The sequence below is a fragment of the Dolichospermum sp. LEGE 00246 genome (assembly GCF_015207865.1).
In the GTDB taxonomy this organism is placed as follows: Bacteria; Cyanobacteriota; Cyanobacteriia; order Cyanobacteriales; family Nostocaceae; genus Dolichospermum; species Dolichospermum heterosporum.
On the sequence record NZ_JADEWA010000124.1, the window covers coordinates 1 to 12,440 of the forward strand.

The 12,440-nt window shown below is 41.6% G+C and carries 11 protein-coding genes; 4 read left to right on the plus strand and 7 right to left on the minus strand.

The features are described from left to right. Positions 1-76: 76 nt before the first annotated feature. Positions 77-730, plus strand: a complete 654-nt coding sequence (locus tag IQ228_RS10710) for a hypothetical protein (RefSeq protein WP_027401932.1) — start codon at positions 77-79, stop codon at positions 728-730. A 49-nt stretch (positions 731-779) separates the two neighbouring features. Here IQ228_RS10710 and IQ228_RS10715 read toward each other — a convergent pair whose 3' ends face one another. The 3 genes from IQ228_RS10715 to folD form a co-directional block, all read right to left on the minus strand. Further along, a complete protein-coding gene (locus IQ228_RS10715) occupies positions 780-1,235 on the minus strand; it encodes a divergent PAP2 family protein (RefSeq protein WP_027401933.1) in 456 nt (151 codons plus the stop codon). Between the two features lie 86 nt (positions 1,236-1,321). Then, positions 1,322-2,260: a geranylgeranyl diphosphate synthase CrtE gene (gene crtE / locus IQ228_RS10720; protein ID WP_027401934.1), complete on the minus strand. Its 939-nt coding sequence runs from the start codon at positions 2,258-2,260 to the stop codon at positions 1,322-1,324. Between the two features lie 232 nt (positions 2,261-2,492). After that, entirely contained in the window at positions 2,493-3,368 is an 876-nt protein-coding gene (gene folD, locus IQ228_RS10725; RefSeq protein ID WP_027401935.1) for a bifunctional methylenetetrahydrofolate dehydrogenase/methenyltetrahydrofolate cyclohydrolase FolD, read from the minus strand. Positions 3,369-3,627: 259 nt separating this feature from the next. Between folD and IQ228_RS10730 the strand changes: the two genes are divergently transcribed. Together IQ228_RS10730 and IQ228_RS10735 are read left to right on the plus strand one after the other, a co-directional pair. Continuing rightward, on the plus strand, positions 3,628-4,659 hold the full coding sequence (locus tag IQ228_RS10730; protein ID WP_027401936.1) for a hypothetical protein: 1,032 nt from the start codon (positions 3,628-3,630) through the stop codon (positions 4,657-4,659). A gap of 816 nt (positions 4,660-5,475) precedes the next feature. Continuing rightward, positions 5,476-7,071: a tyrosinase family protein gene (locus IQ228_RS10735; RefSeq protein ID WP_027401937.1), complete on the plus strand. Its 1,596-nt coding sequence runs from the start codon at positions 5,476-5,478 to the stop codon at positions 7,069-7,071. Between the two features lie 33 nt (positions 7,072-7,104). Here the strand turns inward: IQ228_RS10735 and IQ228_RS26560 are convergent, their stop codons facing one another. After that, positions 7,105-7,248 (minus strand): hypothetical protein, encoded by a 144-nt coding sequence (locus IQ228_RS26560; protein WP_228043798.1) that lies wholly within the window; start codon positions 7,246-7,248, stop codon positions 7,105-7,107. A 35-nt stretch (positions 7,249-7,283) separates the two neighbouring features. Between IQ228_RS26560 and IQ228_RS27405 the strand changes: the two genes are divergently transcribed. Next, a complete protein-coding gene (locus IQ228_RS27405) occupies positions 7,284-7,910 on the plus strand; it encodes a DUF2182 domain-containing protein (protein ID WP_228043797.1) in 627 nt (208 codons plus the stop codon). A gap of 186 nt (positions 7,911-8,096) precedes the next feature. Here the strand turns inward: IQ228_RS27405 and IQ228_RS10745 are convergent, their stop codons facing one another. The 3 genes from IQ228_RS10745 to IQ228_RS10755 form a co-directional block, all read right to left on the minus strand. After that, entirely contained in the window at positions 8,097-8,390 is a 294-nt protein-coding gene (locus IQ228_RS10745) for a 4a-hydroxytetrahydrobiopterin dehydratase (protein WP_027401938.1), read from the minus strand. A 330-nt stretch (positions 8,391-8,720) separates the two neighbouring features. After that, a complete protein-coding gene (locus IQ228_RS10750) occupies positions 8,721-9,482 on the minus strand; it encodes a Uma2 family endonuclease (protein WP_193962834.1) in 762 nt (253 codons plus the stop codon). 1,098 nt (positions 9,483-10,580) lie between these two features. Further along, positions 10,581-12,290 carry a diflavin flavoprotein gene (locus IQ228_RS10755; protein ID WP_193962835.1) on the minus strand — a complete coding sequence of 570 codons (1,710 nt, stop codon included), beginning with the start codon at positions 12,288-12,290 and terminating at the stop codon, positions 10,581-10,583. Positions 12,291-12,440 lie beyond the last annotated feature (150 nt).

The window sequence follows — 12,440 nt, forward strand, 5'->3', positions numbered from 1 at the left end:
GGGCAGGGGGCAGGGGGAATATATTTCTCAATTACCAATTACCAATTACCAATTACCAATTACCAATTACCAATTTATGCAAATATTAAAAATCTTACCAAGTGTGTTATTACTGTCGGTAGTCCCTTTAATTAGCAATATTAATCCTGGTATTGCTCAACAAAATCTTACTAATTGTCAACCACCAAATGCAGGAGAATATCTATTGTTGGTAGTCAGTCCTACAACTGAAAATCAAAAGCAGTTGCGTAGTGCATTACCGACTGAATTAAAAACAGTTATTTGTAAATATAACAATCAAAAAGTAACGCGGATTGGTGGATTTAGAAAGATTGATGATGCCAATCGCTGGGCAAGGTATATTCAGAATATAGTTGGTTTATCTGCCATTATCGCCACTCTTCCTATACAGCAAACACCTCAACAAGTACCACAAACAACTCCAAAAGTACCAAATTCAAAAATCAGCTACAACCCCAAAATATTAGGGGAAGGTTATGCAATTCTGGTTGATTATTTCAACCGTCCAGAAATGGTTAGTAGCTTACAAAAATCCGTAGGAGGTGATGTGGGTTTTGTCTCCTATGGACAACGCCCTTACTTATTAGCAGTTTATACTACCAACCAAAAAGAAGCATATAACACATTACAAAGACTCAGCGAAACTGGCTTTGTGGCTATCTTAGCAGATGGTCGGAAAGTAGTGTTACTACGCTCAACTGTCCGTTGATGGTTGTCCGTTGTTTGTTAACTAATGACCAATGACTAATGACCAATGACTAATATACAGCCCGCGCTAACCAAGAAATAGCTACACCTAAAACTGAACCAGCGATAACTTGAACTGGTGTATGTCCTAATAATTCCTTGAGACGGTCTTGGGAAAAGTCGGGTTTTTCATGGAATAATTCATCAATCATTTGATTGAGGATTTTTGCTTGCTTGCCGGCAGCTTGACGCACTCCAGCGGCATCGTACATAACGATGATAGCAAAAACTGTAGCTAGAGCAAATTCTGGGGATGCCCAACCTAAAGTCTGACCTACACCGTCTGCTAGGGCTGTTACTAGGGCTGAATGGGCGCTGGGCATACCTCCAGTAGTCACTAAAACACGTACATTGAATTTGCGATGTTTAATTAGCTCAACGATAAGCTTTAATCCTTGAGCTACAAAACAAGCTACAAGCGCAACCAGCAGTACGCGGTTGTTGATAATTTCGCCTATGTCCTGCATGGTATTTTGGTGAAGTTAGTAAGTGTGAGTAGTAGTAGTGAGGAGTCACCAATCCAAAATCCAAAATCTAAAATCCAAAATCAGATTTAGTGATTACGACTGGTGATAAAGTGGGCGAGCGCTTGCAAAGGAATGGCTTTTTCACCATAGGATTCTAATTCAGCACAAGCTTCAGCAACCAGTTGTTGAGCTTTGGCGCGAGATTCTTCAATTCCCCACAGACTAGGATAGGTAACTTTCTGGGCTGTGAGGTCTTTCCCAGCGGTTTTACCCAACTGCTCTTGGGTAGCAGTGATATCTAGAATATCATCAATGATTTGGAAAGCCAGACCAATATTTTGAGAATAACGAGTTAATTTTTGCACATCTTCAGCGGATGCACCAGCAATAATTCCCCCACAAACTACGCAAGCTTCTAACAGGGCTGCTGTTTTATGATTATGAATAAAATTCAGGGTTTCTAAGGAAATATCGGATTTACCTTCGGATTCTAAATCTACTACCTGACCACCGACTAAGCCAGCCGCGCCTAATGCTTTACCCAGGCGAATGATGACTTGTAATACTCTATCTCTGGGTACATTTGCAGGAGTTTGGGCGGCTACGTGTTCAAAGGCTAAAGCCAATAAACCGTCTCCTGCCAAAATAGCGACATCTTCACCATAAACTTTATGATTTGTGAGTTTACCGCGACGATAATCATCATTATCCATTGCGGGTAAATCATCATGAATCAATGACATGGTATGGATCATTTCTACGGCACAGGCTGTAGGCATGGCCATTTCTATTGTGCCACCAATCATGTCAGCCGTAGCGAGACAGAGAATAGGACGAACTCGTTTACCTCCAGCTAAGAGTGAGTAGCGCATGGCTTCATAAATCTTTTCTGGATAAACGACGGTAATGGAATTGTCCAAAGCCTGTTCGCAAAGCTGTTGTCGTTCTTTGAGATAGGTAGCGAGGTTAAAACTAGCCGATTCTGATTTTTTTGGGGTTTCCAATCTTTTATCCGTTGCTACCATGCTTTGTATTCCTCTTGACTTTTGAAAATATTGGGTTGTTTGTGATCTATGTACCAATTTTACGGGGGTTTGGGGCGGAAACACTCACCGAATTTTGGATTTTAGATTTTGGATTTTGGATTTAAAATCTTAAAGAGTTTCAAGTCCCCGAATTTATGCGGGGAATAAATCTAAAATCCGCTGTTGATTCCCGTTGTACTGAGGAATCATGAATATTCATAAAAATTATTTCTCAGTTGCCTGTTGTTTGTAAATAGCTAGAAACAGTATTTTGCAATAACATGGCTACTGTCATCGGACCAATACCACCGGGAACAGGGGTAATATATTCTGCCACATTAGCGATCGCTTCAAATTGAATATCACCAACTAACCGACTTTTACCATTACTATCTGTAACCCGGTTTATTCCCACATCTACCACAATTGCGCCCGACTTTACCATATCAGCACTAATCATGCCGGGAATACCGGTGGCAGCAATCAAGATATCAGCATCTTTGGTAATATCTTGCAAATCCTGGGTTTTAGAATGGGCAATGGTAACTGTAGCATTAGCTTCTAGTAGCATCAAAGCCATCGGTTTACCTACTAAAATACTCCGTCCTACAACCACAGCTTTTTTGCCCTGTAAAGGAATTTTATATTCTGCTAACAATCGCATCACACCGGCAGGAGTACAACTGCGTAAACCTGTTTCACCTCGCACCAGTCGTCCTAAGTTCACGGGGTGGAGTCCGTCAGCGTCTTTATCCGGTGCAATTTGATGTAATAGACTGACAGCATCTAAATGATTGGGAAGGGGTAACTGGACTAAAATCCCGTCTACTCTTTCATCTTCGTTGAGTTGGGCAATTACTTCCTCTAATTCAGTTTGGCTGGTTTGGCTAGGAAAGTGGTTACCGAAAGAGGCGATTCCGACTTTAGCACAGGATTTTTCTTTGTTACGAACATAAGCGGCTGAGGCTGGGTTATCTCCCACCATTAATACCGCTAATCCAGGCGATCGCCCAATTTTAGCTTGTAATTTGCTAATTGTCTCGCTAAGTTCTTGCTGAATTTTATCGGCTAATGCCTTACCATCGAGGATTTTCGCAGTTTGTTTCATAAGGGAAATAGGTGACAGGTGACAGGTGACAGGTGACAGGTGCTACGCCACGGTGACAGAATAAAAGGCAAAAGTGAAGATAAATATTTTCTTTAGCCCCTTTATTTGCTCTAGCTACCAGTTTCTCCATTTTCTCATTTTCCCAGTCACCTAAAATTTAATTTTTAAAGTAAAATACTTACTTGCTTTATCTCACCAATTTTCTAGACGCAAGTTGTGTGAACATAAGCTAAATCGCATACCTCAACCAGCTACCATCGTGCAAGATACCGACTCCATAAATGACATTGCTGCTGCACTCCAACAGCCAGCAGATTTAGACTTTGCATTACCCGATCCAGAAGATGAACAAATTCCTGAGTCCGATTTTTTACAACAACTTGATGTAGCATGGCAGGTATGCGATCGCTTTGATTTGCAAACGGAAATTTGGCGAGGGCGGATTTTACGTTCTATCCGTGATCGAGAGAAGAAAGGCGGAGATGGGCGCGGTACAGGCTTTCTGAAATGGCTCAAAGAACGCGAAATCAGTAAAACTCAAGCCTATAGTTGGATTCAATTAGCTAATAGTGCTGATACCTTGATATCAGATGGTAAACTGAACCCAGACACGGTTAATAACTTTAGTAAACGGGCATTTGTAGAAACCGCCAAAGCCGCACCAGAAGTGCAACAGATGGTGAGTGAAGCGGCAGAAAAAGGCGATCGCATTACCCGCAGAGAAGTCCGTCAACTCAGCGACGAGTGGACAGCCATGTCATCCGATTTATTACCAGAAGAAGTCAGGGAAAAAGCCGCAGATAACAGTCTGCCACCGCGCTACATTGCCCCTCTGGTCAAGGAAATGGAAAAACTGCCCGAATTGCACCAAAAGGCATTACAAAGGGATATAGCCGCCAATCCTGACGTTGATACAGTCAAACAAGCCACTTCAGAAGCCCGACAATTAGCCAAATACCTCAAATCTGCCGCCCAAGTGCAAGCCTTAATAGCGGAAGATGTGGATATTGAAACTGCCTTAGAAGAAGCGCAAAGAGTCGGTTGTTTAAGTATTGCTGCTGACTTGGTAAATCAAGCATCGCAAATTGAACAAACTATTGGCAAATTGTATATGACCTGGAAAAAAATCAGTAGTTTAGCAGATAGATTATATGTAGATACTGGTGCAAGTACACCCAATTTGCGATCGCTCCTCACCTGCATAGAACCACTAGGAGGGGAAATCATGGAACTGCAATTAAGCGGTACAATAGAACACACAATTAGATTACAGATTCAGGAAACGAATTAGGTGATTTGGAACCAAAGGATGATAACTGATTCCCAACTAGTACCGCAAGGCGGGAGTCAAAAGTCAAAAGTCAAAAATAATATGGCTAGGACTTACGCATTGACAGAAAATCCCAAATAGGGGGTGTGACTTTCAGGGATTTAAACCCGATTTTTCGATGATTTTTTAGCGAACTGCTTGCAGCAGCACTTCGCTATCGCTATTTATCTAGACTTCATCCGCAAAACCTGAAACGACCAAATCTCGTTCATTCACACGATGGTTAATTTATACAGTGCGTAAGTCCTATAAATTTACTAAAATTAACAATATCTAATATTGACATTACGTCAAATGTGCTTAATTATTATACTGATGACTAATGGAACTGGCACATTAGTAGGGTGCGCCAGATACTAAGAGTCTATTTATTTACATAATTTATGCACTGTCCCCCACTCTACAACAGGCTTCCTGGTGTAATGCTTGCATAAGTTCTAATGGGGAAAGACAACGTGCTTATTACATCAAGGTAAGGCTAAAATACTCCCAAAATTGGCGGATTAAAAGCTGATTACCTTCTTAACAGTACGGGATAACCTGGGCTATTTTTAGCACTATTTAACTTTTCCGTATGAGTCAATGCACGAAGTTGTCCTAATACTCACCAATCATTAATAAGAGCAATTGTTTGATCGCATCTGGCTAATGCGTGAAAATCTACTTAGGAATCGCCAATCCCATGCTCTTATTTTTCATTGAGGTAGAGGGTGAAGTCTAGTTTTGTCTAAGTTTGAGATAGCAGTTCACAATTCAACAAACACCAAAAGGATTTTTATGGTTTTTACTCGCAAAAATGTGTGGGCTAACAGTGGGGATTTCGATGATCCGGTTTTGTACTGGTACGCTAGGGGTGTTAGAGTCCTCAGAGCTAGGACAATTTCAGAGCACACAAGCTGGGAATTTTTGGCTGCACTTCATGGTTTTGACCCCGTAATATGGCACGTTGAAGGCTTCCTGACCTTGGGTGAAAAGTTACCACCTTATTGGGTACAAAGCCTTTACTGGAAACAATGTCAGCATGGAAGCTGGTACTTCTTACCTTGGCATCGTGGCCATTTGCTGTCATTTGAAACAATAGTGCGTGAAGCTATTAAACAGGAAATGATAGAAGACGAAAAGAAAGGTATCAAAGTTAATTACCATTGGACAGATTGGGCTTTACCTTACTGGAACCCCGCCGATCCAAAAGATAATTATCGTGCAACACGAATACCACCAGCATTTACCAATGAGTATATGCCGGATGGGTCTGAAAATCCCCTCTATATCAAAAAACGGAACGGAGAGCTAGTCACACTGCCACAAGAAATTGCTAAAGGAACAGCAGAGGCAAAGCAACGTTACGAACTTATACAAAGAAACGTGCTAAGTCTAAAACAGGCATTGACTCAACCCAGTTTTATAGGAACATCTAACTCTTCAACTGGTTTTGGTGGGTTAAAGACCAGTTTTAGCCATGACCCTGTAGCCTTTGGTCAAATAGAAAGCAATCCACATAACAACATTCATGGTCTTGTTGGTGGACTGATGGGTGACGGAGTCACCGCTGGTCTTGACCCTATATTTTGGTTGCACCATGCCAATATTGACCGCCTGTGGGAAGTTTGGCTCAAAAGTGATCCGGAGCATAAAAACCCATATGAGCGGCAGTCACTACCAAATACACCAGAAAACAAAGCGGACAACCAAACAATAGAACTTTTCAATAGAACACAAAAAGAGTGGCTCAACGGTCCGGGTGAACGTGGCTTTATGGTACCTTTGACATCTGGACAAGTCTGGGAGTTCAAACCAAAGGATGTTGTCAATACCTTGGCACTGAAAGTAGATTACCAGTATGATCTCAGTTATCAATATGATGACATTTCAAATCCCCTCAAAGATATCCCTACCAAGCCTGCCGGAATAAAATCCGAACCGATTGGTGCTAGTACCACCAGCACAGGATTAAAAGAAGCAAATAGAACTTCGATAGAGATTCAAATAGGAGAACCTGCTACAGGAGGGGGAGTAAAATACTCTCCAGAGCATAGGTTTTTCCTGCATCTGGTGAACATCACCAGCAACAAGGATGGTAGGATCATTAACGTGTTTGTTAATCTTCCTAAAGGTGCTTCAGGTTATGATTATCCTGATCTGTATGCGGGTAGTATCTCCTTTTTTGGTGTGCGCCAAGCATCCGCAGGTGGGGGACTAGGAGTTACCGAAGTTTTTGAAATTACCGAGATCCTTGCTAGACTTCGATTTGGCGGACGGGAAGGAACTAAACACCTTAAAGTTACTTTCATCCCACTAAATGAAGATAATCCAGCCGATGATATGAACGTGGAGCAAGTACTCCTCTATCGTGAGGCGTGTACAGTCAAGTAATGAGAATCACATTAAGTAGATACATATCATTTATTAGTGAGCCTCCTCTACCGACGCTGCTGAAAGTTTCCCTGATTGCTTGGGGGGTGATGTTGCTACCAGGAGAACTTCATCAGGTAATGTCAGGACGAATGATTGCTGTCTCCGTTCATGGGCATGGACAGATGATTCACTCACTAGATGGTATGCTCTCTTTCCACTCCCTGGCAGTGATGGTATTGTATTGGCTGGTGATGTTAGTTGCTATGATGTCCCCTCAACTAGCCCAACCAATCCGTCACCTTTGGTTACGTAGCTTAACCCGACGGCGTTGGATTGCCATTGTTTTGTTTCTTCTTGGCTATGTCAGTATCTGGACTCTAGCAGGTTTGATATTAATGCCTGTTGCAGCTTTGCTGAGGTTTTTTGTGGGCGAGGGATGGTTTGGAGCTTCTGGTGTTGCCTTACTATTAGTTATTTTTTGGCAGTCCAGCCCGTGGAAGCAGTCCTGCTTGAACCACTGCCATTGGACTCCTCGCCTTTCACCTTTTGGACTGGCAGCTAATTTAGACTGCTGGCGCTATGGGATGGTTAATGGCCTTTGGTGTGTAGGGAATTGTTGGGCTTTAATGCTCTTACCTCTAACTGTCTTACAAACACACCTGATTATTATGGCCGTGGTAACTTTGATACTAATGTTTGACCGATACCGTCCCGTACGCCTTGCAAAATGGCGGATTCCCTTTGAGGAGAAAATCCTAAACAAGCTGTCACAACTCAGTACCAGGTATGGTATTGGAATTGACAATTCATGCATGGATTTAGAGACGTTCTATAGAACGTCCCTAAAACGATTGTAGAATGTTAATAAGTGATTCCCAACGACAAATTAAGTAGTGAAACAGAATTAATTACACAATATCATTGCGTTAGCGTTGCGTGGCGTTAGCCATAGGGAACGAAGTGAAATGAAGCAATCGCAAGGGTTGTGATTGCTTCCCTTCGCTCGTAATCACTGTAAATATTTTTGTCCAATTACTTAAGAATTAAGAATTAAAGACTTCTTCCATTTTCTTCGCCAGTTCCACATCTAAATTGCTGATAGCATTACCGATATCGTGGGTAATAAGATTAACCTGAACAGTATTGTAAACATTAAACCATTCCGGGTGATGTCCAAGTTTTTCCGCGTGAACACCCGCACTAACCATCCAACCCAACGCCGTTGCAAAAGAGCTAAATTTATATTCTTTGTATAATTTGCCTTCTTTGATTTGCCATCCTGGTAAACTATTCAGGGCTAATGTTAGTTCGGTTTCGCTCAATTTTTGGGCTGCCATTTTTCTAACCTACACAGAGATTTATAGATACTAATCCTCTCTAATTATCATCTTTTTCTGTGTTTATGCTTCCATCTTTTGAGTAATATTTGCAGATACTTAGGGCTTGCTGAATAAACCTACAACCCAGACGCATGAAGAGTCTCATCTGTATGAAAGATAAATGAGGTGCAAGGAAAGTGTGATCATAGCATCAAAAATCGTTCAATTTTCCAGACTTGATATTACTTCTAACTTCTTCTAAATCCTCCTGATAGCGCAGCGTGGCGTTAGCCATACTTCTAGCCCTCACAGAAATTGTTCTGGGTTAAATTTTTCAGAGTCAGCAGTTTAGTCCTCTTCATCATCACCAAAATCAGGTTCAACACCAAGAGCGCGTAATTGTGCTGCTAATCTTTCTGCACGTTTTCTTTCTCGCTCCCCTTGTTTTCTTTCCCGTTCTGCCGGTGTGAGAACCCAGTTACCTGAAGTATCATACCAGCGTAACCACTGCCGTTCAATGCCTTCATAAACACCTTGCCACAGTCCCAAACCTAATTCAATATCATTTAACCACACACGCAGTTGATTGATTTCCAGTTCAGCATAACTACTTCCCTGTAATTGAAATGCTTTTAACTGGTCAGTGTAACGGTCAAAAACTATATAATAGGGTACTCTTAAAACTCGTTCGTAAACTTCCCACTTAGTTGGAGGTTGACTAGCATCTCGTAAGGTTCTCCCTAAATCTTCTTTTTCTGTTCCTGGTGAAATAAATTCTACCACTACAAAAGGATTAACGCCTTCTTGCCAAACCACATAACTCAGCCGTAGTTCTTTTTGTGCATACAACCTGGGGACATCAACGACAGCAAACCAGTCAGGGCGTTTATACCATAATGGATGATGAACATCGTAGTAAAGATTTAAGTCTGTGGCGATAAATACCTGATTTTCCGGGAACTTTGACGGACAAAAAGTTTCCCGTAATAACTGCGGTTGTAAAAGATGAAATTCGTCTGGCAAACCGGGTTCCTCTGGGTCTTCGCTAGGTAAATCATACATTGTCGGTAGGAATTCCTTAGCAGAACGCGGTGGGTCTGTTTGATACATAACGGCTGCAAAAAAGAAATGTCAACTTCACTCTATGCTTGTTTTAATTCTTGATATTGCAATAAATCCAGTGCTAACTTTATTGCTTGAGAACTAGATTTACACACTTTAATAATTTTGTAGTTCTTAACAAGCTGTACTAATGGTGCTGGTATTTACTTTTTTATATTTGAGTGATAAAATTTAGCTTAATACATGAAGCACAAAACCACGCTCCGATATTTATCAGGGCGGTGGTCTAGTTTGTGCAATAATGTATATTGATTTTAATTTACACTTACAAGGAGAAAATTGTGATACTGAAGAAAATTGGTATACTGGAACTGTTGCTAGTTATACTAGCTTTACTTGTTGTTGCCTTTATTTTTCAGAAGGCGGATTCCCTAGCTACAACGATTTTGGCTATCGTTGAAAGGTTCAAATAGAAAACCAACGAACAGCACGAAATTCAAGTTATTTGCAGTAACTTCGCTATTTGCGTGCTAACTAAAAAAATGGGTGGACTGCTATGATTAGCATTCTGCCTTTTTTTATTGACATATTTAACATGATACACACTTTCTCTATCGTCGTCAAGTCTTACAGGAGTTTTTAGATTATCGTAACGAGTTTTTCTCGTTCCTAGTCTCTGACTAGGAATGCAGTTGATGAGGCTCTGCCTCAAGTACCAGGACAAAATCGGGTAAAATGGCTTTTATTCTGGGATTGGAGGCAGAGCCTCCTGGTAGGCATTCCCAGCCGGAGTCTGGGAACGAGCAACTTTAAACCGTGCATAACTCTTTTTCTCGTTCCTAGTCTCTGACTAGGAATGCAGTTGATGAGGCTCTGCCTCAAGTACCAGGACAAAATCGCGTAAAATTGCTTTTATTCTGGGATTGGAGGCAGAGCCTCCTGGTAGGCATTCCCAGCCGGAGTCTGGGAACGAGCAAAATTCTTGATATTGCAATAAATCCAGTGCTAACTTTATTACTTAAGAACTAGATTTACACACTTTATTCTGGGATTGGAGGCAGAGCCTCCTGGTAGGCATTCCCAGCCGGAGTCTGGGAACGAGGGAGAATTAAAAAGTATTTAGGTGAGCAATGCCCACCCTACTGTTTAATAATAATTAGCTGATTTGCGATAATGTACTGCTGTGACAGCATCTTGATTTAAGACTTTACCATCATCAACAGTGGCATAAACTAACCAATGATCACCGGCTTCCATCCGACTTTGGACAGAACATTCCAAATACGCTAAAGCACCATTGAGAATAATTCCGCCATTATTAGATTCTTGAGTGTCCAATCCGGCAAATCTATCTTGTCCGGGGGCGTAAACTTTCATAAACTGCTTACGGATTTCCCTCCCTTCTGCTAGAATGTTGACTACAAATTTGTTATTTGTGTGAGTCATGTTTTCCATAGCGCGGTCCTTGGCTACCGCAATAGTTAAACCAGGCGGATTAAAACTGGCTTGTGTCACCCAAGAGGCTAACATTCCCGTTTTTACTTCTCCTTGGGTTGCTGTAACCACACATATAGAACCAACAATCCGCCCTACTGCTTGTTCTACATTACTTGCAGGTTGTTTAGCGACAACTGATTTTTTCATGGCGCGTTTCAATGCTTGGGCGAAATCAGTTCCCGCTTCTTCGCAGGTTTGCAGGGTGATTTCATTGGGTTTGAATTTAACGCGAATGGTGTCAAAACCAAATCTGTATCCTGCGTCTTTGAGTTTACTTTCAATTAAATCAACGGCTTCTCCACTCCAACCAAAAGAACCAAATACACCGGCTAATTGATTGTTAGTAGCAGTAGAAAGGACAATTCCTAAAGCTGTTTGCACAGGTGTGGGTGCGTGTCCACCTAATGTGGGTGAACCTATGATAAAACCGGCGGATTTTGCAATGGCGGCTTTGATTTCTTCGGGTTCGGTAAATTCGCAATTGATAGATTCGACACTGACACCGGCTTTGGTGATGCCGCGAGCGATCGCCTGTGCTAAAGTTGCAGTATTGCCATAGGCAGAAGCATAAATTAAAGCCACTGTCATATCAGCGGAAGTTTGCTGTTTAGTCCATTCCCGATAGCCTTTGGTAATATCAATTAAACCATAGCGGACTATTGGACCATGACCAGTAGCATACATTCGCACTGGCAAATCTGCTAATTTTTCTAAAGCTGTTTCGATTTGTCTGGCGTGAGGTGCCATTAAACAGTCAAAATAATAGCGTCTGTCTTCGTTAAATACTTCCCAACCTTCATCAAAAACTTGATCTGAGCAAATATGCGCTCCAAATAATTTATCAGAAAACAAGATTTCTGTTTGCGGGTCCCAGGTACAAAGTTCGTCAGCGTAACGGGGGTTAGGAGTGGGAATAAATTGTAAATGATGTCCTTTTCCTAAATCTAGGGTATCTTCTCCCCGCATGACCAAAATTTGTAAATCTTCTTTTTCCAAAGCAGCGCGGAGATTTATCGCCCCTGGGTTAGAACAAACAAAGGTAATTTGGGGGGCAATTTCCAGTAATGCTTTTAAGGTTGCGGCGCGGTTGGGGTTAACGTGACCAAGAATTACATAATCGAGTTTTTTGACATCAAACCGCTGTTGTAAGGCTTGGAGGTATATTTCGGTAAAAGTTTCGCCAGGGGGGTCAAGCAAGGCATTTTTATCGCCTTGGATGAGATAAGAATTAGCCGTTGTTCCCTTGGCTAAAGCATATTCAATTTCAAATCTTAATCTAGCCCAACTGCGCGATCGCAATATTATGGTATCTGTAGCAATGGGCAATATTTGCACGTCACGGGGTTTAGTTTCTGACATAGTTTTATTTCCTGTTTAAAATAATTTTGTTGTATTTGTATATACTGCAAACTCCTTCAAATTTGACCCCTCTCCAAACCTCTCCCCGTTTACGGGGAGAGGCTTAGAACTTCTTGTCCCCCTCCTCGCTTGCGGGGAGGGGTTAGGGGT